The organism is Streptococcus suis, assembly GCF_019794555.1.
GTDB classification, from domain to species: domain Bacteria; phylum Bacillota; class Bacilli; order Lactobacillales; family Streptococcaceae; genus Streptococcus; species Streptococcus suis_AB.
Window position 1 is genome coordinate 1 of sequence record NZ_JAIMEP010000037.1, and the last position, 18,406, is coordinate 18,406.

Below are 18,406 nucleotides of genomic sequence, written 5' to 3' on the forward strand. Positions count from 1 at the left end.
ATAAGAATACTCCAGAAGGAAAAGATCAAACTGTTGGTGTTGGTGAAACACCAAATGCAACAGATTCAATCAGCAACTTGCCAGAACTTCCAGAAGGAACAGAAGTTGAGTTCAAAGATTCGATCGATACAACGACTCCAGGAGAGAAAGACGGTACAGTTGTAGTAACTTACCCAGATGGCTCAACAGATGAAGTTCCTGTTAAAGTGACTGTTTACATACAGAAAAATGGACCAGGAACAGCGACTCCAGAATTACCAACTCTGAAAATCAGTGAGCTCTTTACGCCAGAATCTAAGGACCAAACAGTCAATGTTGGTGATACGCCAAATGCGGAAGATTCAATCACAAACTTCCCAGATCTACCAGCAGGTACGACTGTAGACTTCAAGGATCCAATTGATACAACAACACCTGGAGAGAAAGATGCGACCGTCATCGTGACCTATCCAGATGGCTCAACCGATGAAGTTTCTGTTAAAGTGACAGTTTACATACAGAAAAATGGACCAGGGACAGCGACTCCAGAATTGCCAACTCTGAAAATCAGTGAGCTCTTTACGCCAGAATCTAAAGATCAAGAAGTCACAGTTGGAAATACGCCAAATGCGGAAGATTCAATCACAAACTTCCCAGATCTACCAGCAGGTACGACTGTAGACTTCAAGGATCCAATTGATACAACAACACCTGGAGAGAAAGATGCGACCATCATCGTGACCTATCCAGATGGCTCAACCGATGAAGTTCCTGTTAAGGTAATAGTTAAAGATCCAACAACTAGGCCAACAGATACCGACAATAAAGTACCTATTTCAAAAGTCCCAGTAGCTGCAGCAACAGCAGAGAAAGCACGAAGTACTCAATCAAAAGTTCTTCCAAATACAGGTCAAGAAACTAATTTAGTAACGGTGGGTGCAGGTATAGGTCTTCTGCTAGCTAGTTTGTCTTGCTTCGGCTTCGCTTCTCGTAAGCGCAAAAAGGAAAGCAATACTATCTAGCTTGATATGATTGTTTCGAAAAGGGGGGGTTGATAAGCTTGAGACCAAGTTTGACAACTGCCTAATCTCTAATAAAAAAGGAATTCCACTAATTTTGGTGGAATTCTTTTTTAGAAACTATGATTTTAAATGATAATTGCCAATTTTTCCTGTGAGAATAATTTCGGATATTTTTCGTAAAATTTGAAGTATTAGGAAACTCTGTTAGTAAGTAGTGCTCAACTAGTTTATAATTGATCAGCTAGCTACAATTGATCTGCCTTGGAAAGAAATATTACTAAGTAGTCAATCAACTTCTTATTTCCATTATGTAATTGAATATATTAAAGAAAGTAATGAGTTTCGATATAGAGTTAGAATAGATGCAATTACTTCGTAAAAATTGAAGTATTTACATTACTTTGTCTTGAAGTACTCTTCAATATCTGCCTGTTCTATGCCAATCATGGGGTCGATGGTTAGTAGGTTGTCTAGAGTCAAAATGTATTCTGTGGGTTGGGGACTTGTTTTTTCTGGCTGGTCTTGGTCAAGAAGGGAGAGTTGTTGGTTGTTTTCTTTGCCTACTTTAACCTGTTCTTTCCTGTCTGGCTGAGTAGGGGGCTGGGTTTGTGTGGTTACCGCTGTTTTGCTTTCGTTGTTTTCGGTCAGGGTTACCTTGCTGTCCTGCTCTGCCATTTCCCCTTGGAAACGTGGGACCAGATAGGTTTTTCGGACGGTTCCGGCGTTTTTGACGGCATAGTCGAAGGCGGAGATTTCGCCCAGGAGGATGAGCTTGCTCTTGGAGCGGGTGATGGCGGTGTAGACCAGATTGCGCTGGAGCATACGGTGGCTGGTGCGCGTGATGGGAAGGATGACGACCTGGAACTCGCTGCCTTGGGACTTGTGGATGGACATGGCATAGGCCAGGGTGATTTTGTACCATTCGTTACGGGGATAGGTGACCTCGCTACCGTCGAAGTTGATGGTAATCTCATCCTGCTTGGAGTCCGTATATTTGGCAGGTAGGAGGTCGGTAATATAGCCCAAGTCGCCATTGAAGACATTGGCTTCGGCGTCGTTGACTAGATGAATGACCCGGTCGCCTTGGCGGAATGCTTGCTCGTTATGGAGGAATTCTAACTCTCCCTCTTCCAGTGGATTGAGCAGGGCCTGGGTCATGGTGTTGAGTTGGTCAATGCCTGCGGCCCCACGGTACATGGGAGCGAGGATTTGGACTTCGTTTGCAGGAATTCCCGACTTGATGGCTGCGCCGACAATGCGCTCAATCAGAGCTGGAATTTGTTCGTTTTGCGCTTCAAAATAGGAGCGGTCAGCCTTTTTCTCACGGAAATCGCTCGGCAAAGCCCCTTGGCGAATCTGGCTGGCTAGGGTAACAATGGTCGAATCATCGGATTGACGATAGATACGTTCCAGAGTGATGCTGGGTAGCTTGTCAATTTTCAAGAGGTCAGCAAGGACCTGACCGGGACTGACGGAAGGTAATTGCTCCGCATCGCCAACAATCAGAACTTGGGTTTGGGAGGAGATGTTCTGGAAGAGCTGGTTTGCCAACCAAGTGTCGACCATAGAAAACTCATCCACGATGATGAAGTCAGCTTCGAGGTAATCATCTCGGTAGGATTCTTCCTGTCCTTCTACCAGACCGAGGTGGCGGTGGATGGTGGCGGAAGGCAGACCTGTCAATTCATTCATCCGTCGGGCTGCTCGTCCAGTTGGAGCGGCTAGGAGGACTGGGCATTCTTCTCGGTTGCGAGTCAGGTCAATCTTATGCAAGATGGCATAGACCGCGATAATACCGTTGATAACCGTTGTTTTTCCAGTCCCTGGTCCGCCTGTCAGAATGAAAAGCGGATTGGTAATGGCTTGGACGATGGCTTCTTTTTGAATGTCATCGTAGGTCAGGGAAGACATAGTTTCCAGCTCTGCTATGGCAGCCTCAACGTCTGCGCGTGGGAAGGGTTTGAAACTATTTTTTTCCATCAGACGGGTCAGGTTTTTATGGATACCATGTTCGGCAAAGTAGAGGCTGTTGTCAAAAATCTTTGTGCCTTCTTGCTGCACCTTGTCGTCTGCAATCAGTCCCGTCAATTCTTTGGCAACAGCAGCGGGGTCCAGCTCTGTATGGCGGGATTTTTCCAGCAGTTCAAGGGTTGCTTCCAGCAAGTCTCTGGCCTCCACATAGGTATCGCCTGTTTCCATGGAGCGATGAATGAGGCTAAAGAGCATACCAGCCCGAAAGCGTTGGGGGGAATCACTGGCAATTCCCAGGTTTTCCGCAATCCTATCGGCAATGGTAAAGCCGAGCCCCTGGACATCTTCGACCAGTTGATAGGGATTTTCTTCAATAATCTGAAGTGTTTTTTCCTTATACTGGTCTTGGATTTGAAAGGCCAATTTATTGGGAATGCCATACTCGGCTAGTTTTGCCAAGATCAACTCGGTTCCATAATTGAGGCGGAGTTTCTCCACAAATGCCTGCATGTTCTTGCTGGATAGGCCTGTGATTTGGGTTAGTTTTTCAGGTTCAGCTAAAATCTTATCAATGGTATCTTCGCCATAGAGCTCAACGATTTTTTCAGCTGTTTTGCGTCCAATTCCCTTGAAATGTTCGCTGGAGAAGTACTTGACCAGACCAGCTGAGGTAGGCTTGCTGCGTTCGTAACGGGAAATTTGCAGCTGCTGACCATACTTGGGATGGGTGACCAGATTGCCATAGAAACGATAGTCTTCTCCGTCAATGACATCGGCAATCGTTCCGGTCACAATAATTTCGTAGTCATCATAGTCTGCGTCTGTCTCCTCGATTTCAAGGAGAAGGATTTTATAAAAATTACTAGGATTTTCAAAAATAATCCGGTCAATAGTGCCGGTAAAATACACTTCGTTCATAGAGTTTATTTCCAATAATAATGAAAAGGGAGTGGGAAAGAACTCGCATAGACCAAAAAGAGTTCCCCTCACTTCCAAATATGCAAGTTCGGGCTAAAATAGTCCACTGGACTATTTTACTCCCAACCCGCACAGCTCCAACAGTCAGAGTAGTGACTGTTGGAGGTTGGAAATGAAGCGAACCCGTTCGCATCAGCCATATAGGTCAGATTTTGAGTGTAAAACACGAATTGCTGAGATTTGCTTCGCAAATCTTATCTCCAACCTTTAACAGTCCACTGGACTGTTAAACCCAATCAACCACTGCGCTGGGATGTTGACACGAACTCTGAGAAGTGGTACTGTGCTTTTTGCTCCAAACTTGTTTGTATTAATCAACAGTCCCAATACGGTTGAGAGGCCACATGCGAAAGACAACTTCTCCTTTGATGTTTTCACGGGAAAATGTTCCTACACTACGACTATCTAGTGAGACAAGGCGGTCATCTCCCATCAGGTAGTATTGTCCTTCTGGGACCGTTATGGTGAAATCCACGTAACCATTGGCATTCTGTGTAAAGGCCTCAGCAGATTGCGCAACGGCCTGGAATTTTTTATTGTAAGAATAGACTGTTTGAAGCTTATCTTCTTTAAAAGCAGCTAAATATTCTGCTAAATACGGCTCATCTACTTGTTCGTCGTTTACATATAGAACATCGTTTTCATAGCGAATGGTATCTCCAGGCATACCGATTACACGTTTGACAATTAATTTTTCGTCACCATTACTATCTGTCTCGCTAGCAACAACAATATCGAAACGGTCGATTGATGTTGTTTTCAGCATAATCAATTTTTCTTGGTGTTGAAGCGTCGGGTCCATGGAATGCCCGTCAACTGAAACTGGATTCCAGATATAATATCGACTGGCGAACACAGCTACGATAAATAAGATAAAGAATCCCCATTCGGCAATGAATTTCATGAATGGAGAACGATTGGTACCTTTTTTAATTCCCATGAATTTATTTTCCTTATTTCAATAATTTTTGTGCTTTTTGCGTATTGGCAAAGTGGAGTTTGGCAGTTTGGTTGAGCCCTGCCATGCCATGTCGTTTCAAGATACGGGCGGCAACATGATCTGATTTACTGCCCGCACCAGACGGTAGTTGCATCCCAACTAGTTGACCAAGCTGGACAAGATTTTCTAAAAACATAGCTCTAGCAATAATAGAAGATACTGCCACAGCCAGATACTTACCCTCTGCCTTTTCTTCTAGAGTGACGGGGTTGGCAAATTGATTGGCTTCCTTCTTCAAGTACTTTTGATAATTTTGACTGGAAGTAAAAGCGTCAATGACAATCTTCTCAGGCTTCATTCCCTTTTGTAAGAGTAGGAAGATTGCTTGATTGTGCAGGGCAACTTTGACAGATACTGCATTATAGCCTTGCTCGATGACTTCGTTGTATTTTTTTGGTGACAATAGCAGAGCTTGGTGGGGGATTTTCTCTTTTAAGAGAGGGGCGATTTGGCAGATTTTTTGGTCTGTCATTTTCTTGGAATCATCCACACCAAGCGACTTGAGAAAGGCATGGTCTTCTGGGCGGACAAAACTTGCAACGACTGCCAAACCTCCAAAATAAGACCCGTTTCCAACCTCATCTGTCCCAATCATGGGCAGGTTTTGACCAGGTATGGTCGTCTGTCCAGACTTTTCTGGCTCATAGCCCCAGAGCCCTGCTTCCTGCTCTGCCATTTCCCCCTGAAAAACGACTTTTCCAGAAGTGTAGATGGACAGGCTGGCACCGGTCAGTTTGAAAAATGCTTCTATGTAAGGATTTTTACTGGCCTGCCGATAGCGGTCATAGTGAGCCATCATGGCTTGTTTTTGCTGGGCAGATGCCTTTAGTACAACGGTATTCATGTTCTTATTGTAACATAAATGCTAGTTAGAGTGTGCAGAAAAAGGTAGAATTTACTATAATGGGAAAAGAAAGAGAGGATATATAATGACTGAAAAAATGCAGTATAAATGGGCGACTCTGGGAACAGGTGTCATTGCCAACGAATTGGTTCAGGCCTTGCAGGCTATGGGAGGAAATCTTTATTCGGTGGCTAACCGTACCTATGAAAAGGGTGTGGAATTTGCGCAAAAATATGGCATCGAGAAAGTTTACCAGGAAATCGATGATGTGTTTGAGGATCCTGAAGTAGACATTATCTATATTTCTACACCGCACAATACCCATATCAATTATTTGAGAAAGGCCTTGAAGGCTGGAAAGCATGTCCTCTGTGAAAAGTCTATCACGCTTAATTCAGAAGAATTAGCAGAAGCCATTCAACTGGCAGAAGAAAATCAGGTTATCCTGGCAGAAGCCATGACCATTTTCCACATGCCAATCTATCGTCAGTTGAGCGAAGTTGTTGCGAGTGGCAAACTTGGTGAGTTGAAGATGATTCAGATGAACTTTGGCAGCTACAAGGAATACGACATGACCAACCGCTTTTTCAATAAAAACTTGGCAGGCGGTGCCCTCTTGGATATTGGTGTCTACGCTCTGTCATTTGTCCGTTGGTTTATGACTGAAAAGCCAAATCAAGTCCTATCTCAGGTCAAATTAGCTCCGACAGGTGTGGACGAACAGGTAGGGATTTTGCTCAGCAATGATGCAGGAGAAATGGCGACCATCGCCCTGACCCTCCATGCCAAACAGCCAAAACGGGGTACTATTGCATACGATAAAGGCTACATCGAGCTTTACGAGTATCCTCGTGGTCAGAAGGCGGTCATTACCTATACTGAAGACGGTAGTCAAGAGGTAATCGAAGCGGGCGAGACAGCCAAGGCTCTTTCTTATGAAGTGGCGGATATGGAAAAAGCTGTCGCAGGCATCGAAAACACCATGCACCTAGCCTACACCCAAGATGTCATGGAGATCATGACCCAACTCCGCAAAGAATGGGGCTTGGTTTATCCTGAAGAAATGTAGGGTTTTGACTAATCCGAAAATAGAAATGAGAGTGAGCTAGTAGCCAATTATTGGGTTATTACCTTACTCTTATTTTTTACTTATACTCTTCGAAAATCCAGACGTTGTTGACTTGATTTGGTAAACGTTAGTTCTACCTGCATCTGCGTCTCCGAATCTGTTTTTGATTTTCATTGAGTATTATCTAATAATATGACAGTCAGATGACATTTATATTGATTGTGTGACAGAAAAGTCCTAAGATTACATAGTGGAGACAGTTTATTTAAAAGAACGGTTGAAGGCTTGTTTTTCAGATTTAATTTAGGTAAGATAGAACCATCTCAAAAATAAAGAAGGAATAAGATTATGAAACGTAAGAGAACAAATAAACCACAACATATGCGTCGCAAGAGAAAAACACCTGTTTTAAATGCCAATAAAAAGGTATTATTTACCTCTACTTTGGCTCTATCCTTATTTGCTACTGGGCTTACGGCTCCAGCGGTTCTTGCGTTAGATTGGACTCCGCGTAGTGTTAGTGAGATTAGCCAAGAAATCGAAGATAGAGGTGGAAAACTAACCTATACTGTGAAATATGGTGATACTTTAAGTGCAATTGCAGAGGCGATGAATATTGATTTGGATATTTTAGCTCAGGTTAACCAAATTGCAGATGTGAATTTGATTTTCCCTGACGCAGTTTTGACTACTACGGTTGATCAAAATCATCAAGTAACGCAAATTGAAATTCAAGCACCTGTACAAGAAGAAACCGCTGAAAATACTGTGCAAGCAACAGTCGATATTGCGGCTAATGAAATTACAGTAGATGATACAGTTATTCCACTTGAATCGACAGAGACACCTGCATCAACGACTCTAGAAGAGGAGGCAGCCCCAGCTGAAACCTCAGTCGAGGAAACTCCAGTGGTTGAAGTTCCGGCTGAAAACTTAGTTGAGGAAACACCAGTAGTCGAGGTTCCAATTGAAACCTCAGTTGAGGAAACTCCAGTAGTTGAAGTTCCAGCTGAAACCTCAGTTGAGGAAAGACCAGTAGTCGAAGTTCCAGTTGAAACCTCAGTTGAGGAAAGACCAGTAGTCGAAGTTCCAGCAGAAATCCCAGTAGAGGCAGCACCGGTCGCAGAGACTCCGGCAGCAGAGGTGAACATAGTAGAGGCAGCCCCTGTACCTACTACACCAGCCGCGTCAACCGCAACAACAGTTACTACGGTTTCAACAACTTCATCAAGTACTAGTTCATATGATGTTGGACTCCAACCTCAGGTTGCAGCATTTCGAGCTGAAGTAGCTAATGCCTTCGGTATTACTTCTTTCTCAGGTTACCGTCCTGGTGATTCTGGCGACCATGGTAAGGGATTGGCAATTGACTTCATGGTACCACAAAGTTCAGCACTTGGGGATCAAGTAGCAGAATATGCTATTGCCAATATGGGTGCGAAAAATATTTCCTATATTATCTGGAAACAACGTTTTTATGCTCCATATGCAAGTATTTATGGACCTGCATATACTTGGAACTTGATGCCAGACCGTGGAAGCATAACGGAAAACCACTACGACCACGTCCACGTGTCGTTTAATTAAGATTATAAAAAAAGTCTGGGACAAAACTCCTAGATTGAATATAAAAAGCGAACAAAACTAGTTCTCTAACTCAGAGATTTCAAGTTTGTTCGCTTTTTTTATCTCACCCATCAACTTGAAGATTTGATAGTAATGAATTGGGAATAATAAAAATTTTTAAGTCCCAACCACTTTTTGGGATTGTGACTTGAGGAACCTCATATAGGGTTATCTCCAAAACTTGACATAACCTTTCTTTTCATCCATGTTAAAGGCGATGATATTGTGGAGCAGGTCCCAGTTGATTTCTTGGTCTTCCTTGATTTTGAAGAGGTTGGAGGTTGCCTCATAGCCCGCTTCCATAATGTCCTGGGCAAAGGTTTCCATAGTGACCGTTTCAGGTGCGATGGAAATATGAGACTTGGCAGCAGAGAAACCAATGATGAAGGTTCCATCCATAATAAACATGGGCTGGTTCCATTTGATTTCTGTGGTTAGTGTTGGAAATTCCTGCTGGATTTGAGTGAAGATTGTTGCCAGTTTATCCTTTAGGACAGGATTCTTTACCTTGTTCAAAAATTCTTGGAGCATGTTTTTTCCTTTTCTTTTTTGTTTCATTGTATCACAAAAGAGGAGCTCGCTCCTCTTTTCATAATTAGTTGACCAAAATCGCTAATGCCTGATAAGGTTTCAATGAAAGCTTTTTGCTGAGTTTACTTTCAGAGTAATTGCTTATCAGGACTTGTCCCTGAGCATATTCATCAGTAAGATTTATATTAACTTCTTCTGCGAAGAAATTATTTAGGACAAGTAATTTTTCGCCGTTTCGCAAACGCTCAAAGGCATAAACCTTATCGCTTTCTTGATAGGCGGCTCGATAATCACCTTCAGAAATGATAGGGAGTTTTTTTCGTAGTCGAATCAATTCTTGATAGAATGTGAAGATTGGGCCTGTTTTTTCCTGCTCAACGTTAATTGTTGGGAAAGATTTTCCGGCCTTTAGCCAAGGGGTGCCTGTTGAGAAGCCTGCATTGTCAGAAGCATCCCACTGCATCGGGGTGCGGGAATTGTCACGCGATTTTGCTTGAATTATCTTAAAGGCTTGTTCGGTGCTATTTCCTTGATCTAATAGCATTTGGTAGGCATTGATAGACTCCACGTCCACATAGTCATCCATACTGTCGTAGTCTGGGTCAATCATACCGATTTCCTCGCCCATGTAAATGTAAGGCGTGCCACGTGAAAGGTGAATAGAAGCTGCCAGCATGGTCGCTCCTTCGTTTCTGAAATTCTCCACATCTACAAAGCGATTGAGGGCGCGTGGTTGATCATGATTGTTATAGAAAAGAGCATTCCAACCATTTCCGAAAGACATTTCCTCTCCCCATGTGTGGAAGAGTCGTTTGAGTTCCTCAAAGTCAAAGTCCATAATGGTCCACTTTTGACCATCCTTGTAATCGACTTTCAGGTGGTGGAAGTTGAAGGCCATAGATAATTCTTCACGTTCTGGCGCTGTATAGAGGATACAATTTTCAATGGTTGTCGCTGACATTTCCCCGACAGTCATAAATCCTTCTTCACTACCAAAGGTGGCATTGTTCATCATCTTGAGGTAGTCGTGGGTGATAGGACGGTCTGTATAGGCGGGTTTACCGTCATTAATAGGGCAATCCTCCAAGACTTCGTCCTTACCAATCAGGTTAATGACATCGAAGCGGAAGCCCTTGACACCCTTGTCTTTCCAGAAGTTGACCACCTTGAAGAGTTCTTCGCGGACATGAGGGTTTCGCCAATTGAGGTCGGCTTGGGTCACGTCAAAGAGATGGAGGTAGTATTTTCCAGTATCTCCAAAAGGAGCCCAGGCGTTGCCGCCAAACTTAGACACCCAGTCAGTTGGCTGATCACGCAGGATAAAGAAATCCTGGTAGTGTTTGTCACCAGCTAGGGCTTTTTGGAACCATTCGTGGTCTGTCGAGCAGTGGTTGAGGACCATGTCTAGCATGAATTCAATACCCAGCTCTTTACCGACGGTCACCATTTCTTCAAAGTCAGCCATGGTGCCAAAATCAGGATTGACAGCTGTATAGTCTGAAATGTCATAGCCGTTGTCCCGTTGTGGACTTGGATAGAAAGGATTGAGCCAAATCATGTCAATACCGAGTTCTCTCAGATAAGGAAGTTTTTCAATAACTCCCCGCAAATCTCCAACTCCATTTCCGGTTGTGTCCTTGTAAGATTTTGGGTAGATTTGATAAACTACTTTACGCTTGTCTATTGTCATTTCGCTCTCTCTTTCTTGTTTTTCTTGGTTGATAAGCAATGATAGGAGGTGCAAGCTATCTTGCGCCCTCCTAGAACATTAATTCTTTGTAATTGTCAAAATGGTCTCGCCTTGTGTGATTGTACGAGGAAGATTTCCGATAACTTGAGTGTCAAAATCAGTTTGATTTGTCACAATGATAGGTGTTTCAGCAACAAGACCAGCAGCCTTGATGACTGCGATGTCGAAATCAATTAGAAGGTCGCCAGCTTTTACTTTGTCACCTTGTTTGACATGGGCTGTAAAGCCTTTTCCTTCTAAACCAACAGTATCCATACCGATGTGCATCAGCAGTTCAATACCAGTTGAAGTTGTAATACCAATCGCGTGGAAGGTTGGGAAGAGTACAGAGACCTCCCCGTCTACAGGAGCGAAAAGCTTGCCTTCACTCGGGTCAATAACAATTCCTTTTCCCATCACACCAGATGAAAATACTGGATCAGTAGCTTGTGACAAGTCTTTTGCTTCACCAGTTAGCGGACTAATAAGCTGGATTGGTGTGTCAGCAACAGTCGAAGGAGTAGAAGCAACTTCTTGTGCAGCTTGCAGTTTTTCGTCTTCTGCTTTTGTTAAAATACCTGCTTTGCGGAAGAAGAGAGTTAATACAAATGGTACTGCAATTGCCACAGCCATTGCAAAAGTAAATGGTAACCAGTAAGGACCTTGGATTGAAAGGATGCCAGGAAGTCCCCCAACACCAATTGCGTTTGCTTGGACATTGAAAGTAACTGAAACTAGAGCCGCAAGACCGGAACCAATCATACCAGCGACAAATGGATATACATATTTAACGTTTACACCAAAGAGAGCAGGTTCGGTTACACCGAGGTAGGCAGAAATAGTTGCTGGTAGAGAAATCTCTGCTTCACGTTCATTTTTACGATTTCTCCAATAGTAAGCGAGAACCGCAGAACCTTGTGCAATGTTTGAAAGAGCAATCATTGGCCAAAGACCAGTACCGCCAGTATCAGCTACCAGTTGAGTATCGATTGCATTCGTCATGTGGTGGAGTCCAGTGATAACCAATGGAGCATAAAGAGTACCAAAAATTAAACCGAAGAGCCATTTTACAGGACCAGTCAATCCAGCTAAAACAATTGTTGAAATCCATTGACCAATTGTCCAGCCAATTGGTCCTAGGACAGTATGTGCTAGAATAATTGCAGGAATGAGAGAAAGGAACGGCACAAGAATCATAGATACAACTTCTGGAATGCGTTTACGCCAGAAAATTTCTAGATAAGAGAGTGATAGACCTGCAAGTAAGGCTGGAATAACTTGAGCTTGGTAACCGATACGATTGATCGTGAAACTACCAAAATTCCATACCCAATCACTAGCAATAGTTGCTGCATCTGTACTTGGTACAGCGTAAGCATTTAGTAATTGAGGAGAAACCAAACAGATACCAAGTACAATACCGAGAATTTGAGTTGTTCCCATTTTACGAGAAACAGACCAAGTAATTCCTACAGGTAAGAAGTGGAAGATTGCTTCACCAGGTAACCATAAGAAATGATTGACACCACTCCAAAATTGAGAAACATCTACAATCGTATTATAACGTGGAGAACCGTCAGGCATGAATTGCTTGACTCCATCAATAACTTGTTGGCCCAACCATTCCATCTGAACGCCTTCTAAAAGGTTACGGAAACCAAGGATAAGACCGCCTACGATAATAGCTGGAATAATCGGTGTGAAAATTTCAGCTAACATGGTCATGACACGCTGAATGGCATTTTGATTGCTTTTAGCCGCTGATTTAGCCGCTTCTTTAGATACGCCTTCAATACCAGATACGGCGGTGAAATCGTTATAGAAAACCGGCACATCGTTGCCAATGATCACTTGGAATTGACCTGCGTTTGTAAATGTACCTTTTACAGTCGGAATGCTCTCAATTGTTTTAACATCTGCTTTGCTTTCATCAGCTAAAACAAAACGCATACGAGTTGCACAGTGTGTCACCGCGGTCACATTCTCTTTTCCGCCAATGGCTTTCAAGAGTTCTTGGGCTTCATGTTGATATTTTCCCATTATTTTTCCTCCTCGGCAGCGCTAATGGCTGCCAAATTATTTTATTGACATATAAATGATGGAAAACAACATCTATATGATTTTGATATTTGTACGGACAAATATCTCTGTGTGTGTTATTGTATACGATTTCATAAAAAATGCAAGCGTTTTTACTCGTTTTTTAAAAAAATCTGTTATAATATTCTAGTTGTATGATGTAAAACAGACTAATATAGGAGTATCTCATGAAAAAATATCAAGAAATTTACAATGACTTGAAAGAAAAAATACGAACAAATGTCTACCCTGCTGAAACATCTTTACCAACTGAACAACAACTACAAGAGATGTATAATGTTAGCCGTGACACTGTTCGAAAAGCATTGGCTATTTTAACGGAACGGGGGATGATTCAAAAGGTTCAAGGAAGAGGTTCGCTTGTTTTGAAACAAGAATTACTGAATTTTCCTGTATCTGGGCTCACTTCATATCAAGAACTATCGGATGCCTTGCAGTTGAAGTCAGTGACAGAAGTTATTGATTTAGAATTGGTCACTGTCAATAGTAATTTATCTCAATTAACTGGATTTGAACCATTTAGCAAAGTATGGAAAATTGTACGTACACGTTCAATAGACGGAAAAGTATCTGTTGTCGATACTGATTATTTATCTGCTGCGATTGTGCATTTTATGGATAAAGAGACAGCTAAGGGGTCGATTTATGATTACTTGGAAAATACTTTAGAACTGGACATTGCTTACGCTCAGAAAGAAATTACAGTTGAACCAACAAGTTGGGAAGAACGTGAATTGATGCAAACTCAAGATGATTATCTTGTTCTGATAAAATCCAGAGTATATTTAAGTGATACGCAACAATTTCAATATACAGAAAGTAAGCATAAAATCGATAAATTCCGTTTTGTTGACTTTGCTCGTCGAAAACGCTCACTCTAATATGACATTCGCAAAATTCCTCATTTTAGGATATAATAATCATTGAGGTGTAATATGGCAAATTTAAATCGATATAAATTTACTTTTGGTGAGAAACAGCTAACGTTAACAACCGAACATGATAACCTTTTTATGGAGGAAATCGAGCGAGTTGTTCAAGAAAAATATCAAGCGATAAAAGAAAAGATGCCGACTGCGGACCCTGAAACCCTCGCGCTTTTGTTGGCAATCAATGCTCTATCCGTTCAACTAACGCGCGAGATGGTATTTGAACAAAAGGAACAAGAACTTGCAAGCGTCAAAGAAAAGGTCTTGAAAAAGAATGTGACCTTGATTGACTTAGATGAGCTTGAGGACAAGGTATGATTTCATTAGCAATTATTCTCATTTTGGCATGGAGTTTCTACATTGGCTACAGTCGTGGTCTAGTTCTACAGACCTTTTATAGCATGGGAAGTATTATTGCTCTGGTGGTTGCAACGGCTACTTATAAAAAATTGGCATCCTTCCTTTATCTCTGGGTGCCATTTGCCAATGCTACTCAGGGGAGCTCCAACTATTATTTTGATGAGAAATATCTCTTTGACCTAGATATGGTATTTTATGCGGGATTGGCCTTTCTTTTGATATACGTCTTGGTTTATGCTATTGTGCGTTTCATAGGAATATTTGTCCATCTATTAGAGGCTTTTAATCCTGATACAAAAACGACCAATCTCATAAGCGGCGCCTTGGCTGTCTTGGTGACTTTTATTTCTCTTCAGATTGTCATGGTCTTGCTATCAACTATTCCGTTAGCGATGATTCAAGATAAATTGCACAGTAGTTTTCTTGCCAACATCATGATTCAGTACACACCATTCACTAGTAGCTTTTTAAAATCTCTCTGGTTGAGTAATATAGCAGGGTAAGGGAGACCTTATCCTTTTTATCGTCATTTATAATACTCTTCGAAAATCAAAATCAGACATTGTTGACTTGATTTGATGAGTGGGAGTGGGAAAGAACTCGAGCAGTCTAAAAGAGTTCGTCAACAATTTTTCGTTTTAAGTTGTTGAGCTGAAACAGTCTATCCCCAGACTGTTTCACTCCCACCCCCGCACAGTTGATTAGGTCGGATTTGGAGTGTGAAACACGAACAAATCTGCCAATCAACCACTGCGCTGAGATGTTGACACGAATTCTGAGAAGCGAGGATGGACTTTCTGCCCAGCCTCAGCCTGCTCCCTTGAAATATAAAAGGAACAGAGTTCTATCTACATCAGAGCGAAACGAACTACGTTCGCCTATTTCCAACCTCTAAAGGTTCCCCCTAACCCTTGGAGCAAGTCTGATTTTGATTTTCATTGAGTATTAGTTGACTGTTATAACTTTAATGTAAGAGATTGGGAAAGACTATATTTTTATCTTTTATTGTTTTGATAATGAGATAAAGCTAAGGAAAAGACTAAGTAGGAATATATGAATAATAAAATTATTGAAACCCTTGAATTTCACAAGGTAAGACAAAAAATTGAGCCCTATCTCTTGACGGAACAGGGCTTTGAAGAATTACGACAGTTGGAGCCCATGGTGGAAGTCCACCGTATCCAACAGGCCTTCGACGAGTTGACAGACATAGCGCAGATTTTTGTGGAAAATCCCTATTTCAGTCTGGCTGCTACTAGTGACATCGGTCCAGCCATGCGTCGTTTGGAATTGGATACAGACCTCAATATCGCTGAATTATTAGCTGTTAAAAAGGTCTTGGAAGTTTCTAAATCTCTCTTGGATTTTTATGGAAATCTGGAAAATGTCAGTCTTAGCCAGTTGGATAAACTCTTTGAGAAGATTGAGCTTTTTCCACATTTACAGGGCTCCCTCCAGTCCATCAATGATGCTGGTTTTGTAGAGGATTTTGCCTCAGAAAAGCTGGCTCGTATTAGAAGAAAAATCCGTGAAGCTGAAGATCAAGTTCGTCAGGTCATGCAAGATATTTTGAAGACCAAGGGCGACATGCTGTCCGATAGCATTTTGGCAAGCCGTAATGGACGCAATGTCCTTCCTGTTAAAAATACCTATCGCAATAAAATTGCAGGGGTTGTCCATGATATTTCTGCTTCGGGTTCGACCGTTTATATTGAGCCGCGGGCAGTGGTGACCTTGAACGAAGAAATCAGTCACCTACGTGCAGAAGAACGCCATGAGCTCAACCGTATCTTGCAGGAATTGTCGGATATGCTCCGTCCGCATAGTGGCGTGATTCGTAACAATGCCTGGCTTATCGGGCATATTGATTTCGTCCGTGCTAAGCATCTCTTTGCGCGTGATCATCAAGCAGTTGTACCCAAACTATCTGAGAAGCAGGATATTGCCCTTCTCAACGTTCGGCATCCGCTTATTGCTAAGCCTGTACCAAATGACCTTTATTTCGGTAGTCAGTTGACGGCTATCGTGATAACAGGTCCCAACACAGGTGGTAAGACCATCATGCTTAAGACCTTGGGTTTGACCCATCTGATGGCTCAGTCTGGTTTGCCTATCTTGGCTGATAAGGGCAGTCGGGTAGCTATCTTCAAAGAAATTTTTGCGGATATTGGTGATGAACAGTCGATTGAGCAGAGTTTATCAACCTTCTCCAGTCACATGACCCACACGGTGCAGATTTTAGCGGAGGCGGATCAAGATTCTCTCATTCTATTTGACGAGTTGGGAGCTGGGACCGATCCGCAGGAGGGTGCGTCTTTGGCAATGGCTATTTTGGATGACCTTCGTCTGCGGGGGATCAAGACCATGGCGACCACCCACTACCCTGAGCTTAAGGCCTACGGGATAGAAACCTCTGGTATTGAAAATGCCAGCATGGAGTTTGATACCAATAGCCTACGGCCAACTTATAAGTTTATGCAGGGTGTTCCTGGTCGCTCCAATGCCTTTGAAATTGCTCGCCGTCTAGGTCTGTCTGATATTATTATCCAGTCAGCCCAGTCTTGGACCGATACAGATAGTGATGTGAATCGCATTATCGAGAAATTGGAAAGCCAAACGGTTGAAAGCCGTCGTCGCCTAGACAAGATTCGTGATGTGGAGCAAGAAAATTATAAGATGAACCGAGCCCTCCGCAAGCTCTATGACGAACTCAATCGTGAGCGGGAAAATGAGCTCAACAAGGCACGCTTGGAAGCCAAGGAAATTGTAGATACGGCATTGGCAGAAAGCGAGGATATTCTCAAAAATCTCCATGCTGCAGCCAGTCTTAAGCCTCACCAGATTATCGAAGCCAAGGCAGAGCTGAAAAAGTTGGCGCCTGAAGTGGTGGATCTGTCTAAAAACAAGGTTCTGAAGAAAGCTAAAATTCAGCGGGAAGCCAGGGTGGGCGATGATATTATCGTTACGGCTTATGGACAACGTGGGACCCTGACCAATCAGCTTAAAGATGGACGTTGGGAAGCTCAGGTTGGTTTGATTAAGATGACCTTGGCCAAAGATGAGTTTGAGTTAGTCAAGGCGGAAAAGGCAGAGCAGCCTAAGAAACGCCAGGTTCACACAGTCAAACGTGCCAATGTACGAGGACCAAAAGCCCGCTTAGATCTCCGTGGTAAACGCTACGAAGAGGCTATGATGGAACTGGATGAATTTATCGATCAGGCCCTACTCAATAATCTAGCCCAAGTCGATATTGTCCACGGTATTGGTACTGGAGTTATCCGAGAAGGGGTGACCAAGTACCTCCGCCGTAACAAGCAGGTCAAGGAGTTCGGCTATGCCCCACAAAATGCAGGTGGATCAGGCTGTACTATTGTGACCTTTAAGTAAAAAAGTAAAGCACTTGCAGGTCGCAGGTGCTTTTGAATACAGTTGTAAAACTCAAAAAAAATAGTAGAATAGAGTGTGGAGGTATCTATGATTATCAGAGACTACAAAACCAGTGATGAGAAGGGCTGGGTCTATTGCAAGGCACTCAGCTATCTCTTTTCCCCATTTTTTGATGACAGAGAGACGGAAAAGCCAGCCCTGCTGACAGATATTTACGACAAGCGGATTGAACTGGTGGCTGAAAGCGACGGACAGATTGTCGGATTGATTGACATTGATATTTACAGTCAGGAAAACAGCCAGACCTACCTCTATGCTCCAAGTAAGCGAACAGCTTATTTTACTAACCTAGCAGTCCACCCTGATTTTCAAGGGCAGGGCATTGCCCAGGCACTTTTTGAAAAAGCAGAGCAGGAGTTGAGAGAGCAGGGTGTAGAGAAACTAGCCATCTTTACCAGAGAAGGAAATGTAGCCAATCATTTGTATCAAAAATGGGGAGGACAGTTAGTTTGCTTGGACTATCTAGTCGTCGGAGCACCCAAGGACGTTCCTACCTTCCGTTTTGGTGTCGATTTAGAACGCGGTCGCTTGAGCTTTTCAGATGAAGCAGGGCAGCCGATTCCTTATTATTTAAGAGAAGGTGTCTATATCGTTGGTGAAGAAACCGACTTGGATCTCTTTGACATAGAAGATTTCTATCAAGAATTAACCTATGTGGTGGATTTAACAGAAAAAAGTTGAAATATTTTCAACTTTTTTTGTAAAGTACGACGGGCATGTCGTACATCTGAGGTGAAAGTCCTCCGTGGGCACCCGCTACCGGTGAACCCAATAGCGACTCCCAAGCCTGACTATCGTGAGGTAGCGGGGAGAGGAAGGGA

General features: G+C 42.8%; 14 protein-coding genes. 8 read left to right on the forward strand and 6 right to left on the reverse strand.

Annotated elements, in window-relative coordinates; genetic code table 11:
- Positions 1–1,001: Rib/alpha-like domain-containing protein (locus tag K6V48_RS10565; RefSeq protein WP_222369584.1), on the forward strand; the 1,001-nt coding region annotated here is incomplete at its 5' end.
- A 396-nt stretch (positions 1,002–1,397) separates the two neighbouring features.
- On the opposite strand, the gene recD2 is transcribed toward K6V48_RS10565, so the two are convergent.
- From recD2 to rnhC, 3 genes are all read right to left on the reverse strand, one after another.
- Positions 1,398–3,890, reverse strand: coding sequence for an SF1B family DNA helicase RecD2 (gene recD2, locus K6V48_RS10570; protein WP_222369587.1), 2,493 nt, complete (start codon positions 3,888–3,890; stop codon positions 1,398–1,400).
- A 370-nt stretch (positions 3,891–4,260) separates the two neighbouring features.
- Positions 4,261–4,890 (reverse strand): signal peptidase I, encoded by a 630-nt coding sequence (lepB, locus tag K6V48_RS10575; protein ID WP_222369589.1) that lies wholly within the window; start codon positions 4,888–4,890, stop codon positions 4,261–4,263.
- A gap of 13 nt (positions 4,891–4,903) precedes the next feature.
- Positions 4,904–5,794, reverse strand: a complete 891-nt coding sequence (gene rnhC / locus K6V48_RS10580) for a ribonuclease HIII (protein WP_222369591.1) — start codon at positions 5,792–5,794, stop codon at positions 4,904–4,906.
- 85 nt (positions 5,795–5,879) lie between these two features.
- Between rnhC and K6V48_RS10585 the strand changes: the two genes are divergently transcribed.
- Entirely contained in the window at positions 5,880–6,863 is a 984-nt protein-coding gene (locus tag K6V48_RS10585; RefSeq protein ID WP_222369594.1) for a Gfo/Idh/MocA family protein, read from the forward strand.
- 381 nt (positions 6,864–7,244) lie between these two features.
- Positions 7,245–8,450, forward strand: a complete 1,206-nt coding sequence (locus K6V48_RS10590; protein ID WP_472910293.1) for a LysM peptidoglycan-binding domain-containing protein — start codon at positions 7,245–7,247, stop codon at positions 8,448–8,450.
- A gap of 207 nt (positions 8,451–8,657) precedes the next feature.
- Here K6V48_RS10590 and K6V48_RS10595 read toward each other — a convergent pair whose 3' ends face one another.
- The 3 genes from K6V48_RS10595 to treP form a co-directional block, all read right to left on the reverse strand.
- Complete coding sequence (locus tag K6V48_RS10595; RefSeq protein ID WP_222369600.1) at positions 8,658–9,020, reverse strand: iron chaperone; 363 nt, start codon at positions 9,018–9,020, stop codon at positions 8,658–8,660.
- Positions 9,021–9,084: 64 nt separating this feature from the next.
- On the reverse strand, positions 9,085–10,710 hold the full coding sequence (treC, locus tag K6V48_RS10600; RefSeq protein ID WP_222369603.1) for an alpha,alpha-phosphotrehalase: 1,626 nt from the start codon (positions 10,708–10,710) through the stop codon (positions 9,085–9,087).
- A gap of 78 nt (positions 10,711–10,788) precedes the next feature.
- On the reverse strand, positions 10,789–12,789 hold the full coding sequence (treP, locus tag K6V48_RS10605) for a PTS system trehalose-specific EIIBC component (RefSeq protein ID WP_222369606.1): 2,001 nt from the start codon (positions 12,787–12,789) through the stop codon (positions 10,789–10,791).
- A gap of 227 nt (positions 12,790–13,016) precedes the next feature.
- Between treP and treR the strand changes: the two genes are divergently transcribed.
- The 5 genes from treR to K6V48_RS10630 all read left to right on the forward strand — a co-directional run bounded on the left by treR (position 13,017) and on the right by K6V48_RS10630 (position 18,266).
- The gene (treR, locus tag K6V48_RS10610) at positions 13,017–13,730 is read left to right on the forward strand and encodes a trehalose operon repressor (protein WP_024404040.1); all 714 of its coding nucleotides are present in this window, start codon (positions 13,017–13,019) and stop codon (positions 13,728–13,730) included.
- A gap of 54 nt (positions 13,731–13,784) precedes the next feature.
- The gene (locus tag K6V48_RS10615) at positions 13,785–14,096 is read left to right on the forward strand and encodes a cell division protein ZapA (protein WP_222369609.1); all 312 of its coding nucleotides are present in this window, start codon (positions 13,785–13,787) and stop codon (positions 14,094–14,096) included.
- Positions 14,093–14,641: a CvpA family protein gene (locus K6V48_RS10620; RefSeq protein ID WP_044677672.1), complete on the forward strand. Its 549-nt coding sequence runs from the start codon at positions 14,093–14,095 to the stop codon at positions 14,639–14,641. The genes K6V48_RS10615 and K6V48_RS10620 overlap by 4 nt, the downstream gene beginning before the upstream one ends.
- A gap of 550 nt (positions 14,642–15,191) precedes the next feature.
- Positions 15,192–17,525: an endonuclease MutS2 gene (locus K6V48_RS10625; protein ID WP_222369611.1), complete on the forward strand. Its 2,334-nt coding sequence runs from the start codon at positions 15,192–15,194 to the stop codon at positions 17,523–17,525.
- A gap of 87 nt (positions 17,526–17,612) precedes the next feature.
- Positions 17,613–18,266 (forward strand): GNAT family N-acetyltransferase, encoded by a 654-nt coding sequence (locus K6V48_RS10630; protein WP_172017470.1) that lies wholly within the window; start codon positions 17,613–17,615, stop codon positions 18,264–18,266.
- The last annotated feature ends 140 nt before the right edge of the window (positions 18,267–18,406 follow it).

What these genes read in the sequence shown, in the direction of transcription:
- recD2 (WP_222369587.1), bottom strand. Translation starts at nt 3,890, where the DNA reads ATGAACGAAGTGTATTTTACCGGCACTATTGACCGGATTATTTTTGAA.
- lepB (WP_222369589.1), bottom strand. Translation starts at nt 4,890, where the DNA reads ATGGGAATTAAAAAAGGTACCAATCGTTCTCCATTCATGAAATTCATT.
- rnhC (WP_222369591.1), bottom strand. Translation starts at nt 5,794, where the DNA reads ATGAATACCGTTGTACTAAAGGCATCTGCCCAGCAAAAACAAGCCATG.
- K6V48_RS10585 (WP_222369594.1), top strand. Translation starts at nt 5,880, where the DNA reads ATGACTGAAAAAATGCAGTATAAATGGGCGACTCTGGGAACAGGTGTC.
- K6V48_RS10590 (WP_472910293.1), top strand. Translation starts at nt 7,245, where the DNA reads ATGCGTCGCAAGAGAAAAACACCTGTTTTAAATGCCAATAAAAAGGTA.
- K6V48_RS10595 (WP_222369600.1), bottom strand. Translation starts at nt 9,020, where the DNA reads ATGCTCCAAGAATTTTTGAACAAGGTAAAGAATCCTGTCCTAAAGGAT.
- treC (WP_222369603.1), bottom strand. Translation starts at nt 10,710, where the DNA reads ATGACAATAGACAAGCGTAAAGTAGTTTATCAAATCTACCCAAAATCT.
- treP (WP_222369606.1), bottom strand. Translation starts at nt 12,789, where the DNA reads ATGGGAAAATATCAACATGAAGCCCAAGAACTCTTGAAAGCCATTGGC.
- treR (WP_024404040.1), top strand. Translation starts at nt 13,017, where the DNA reads ATGAAAAAATATCAAGAAATTTACAATGACTTGAAAGAAAAAATACGA.
- K6V48_RS10615 (WP_222369609.1), top strand. Translation starts at nt 13,785, where the DNA reads ATGGCAAATTTAAATCGATATAAATTTACTTTTGGTGAGAAACAGCTA.
- K6V48_RS10620 (WP_044677672.1), top strand. Translation starts at nt 14,093, where the DNA reads ATGATTTCATTAGCAATTATTCTCATTTTGGCATGGAGTTTCTACATT.
- K6V48_RS10625 (WP_222369611.1), top strand. Translation starts at nt 15,192, where the DNA reads ATGAATAATAAAATTATTGAAACCCTTGAATTTCACAAGGTAAGACAA.
- K6V48_RS10630 (WP_172017470.1), top strand. Translation starts at nt 17,613, where the DNA reads ATGATTATCAGAGACTACAAAACCAGTGATGAGAAGGGCTGGGTCTAT.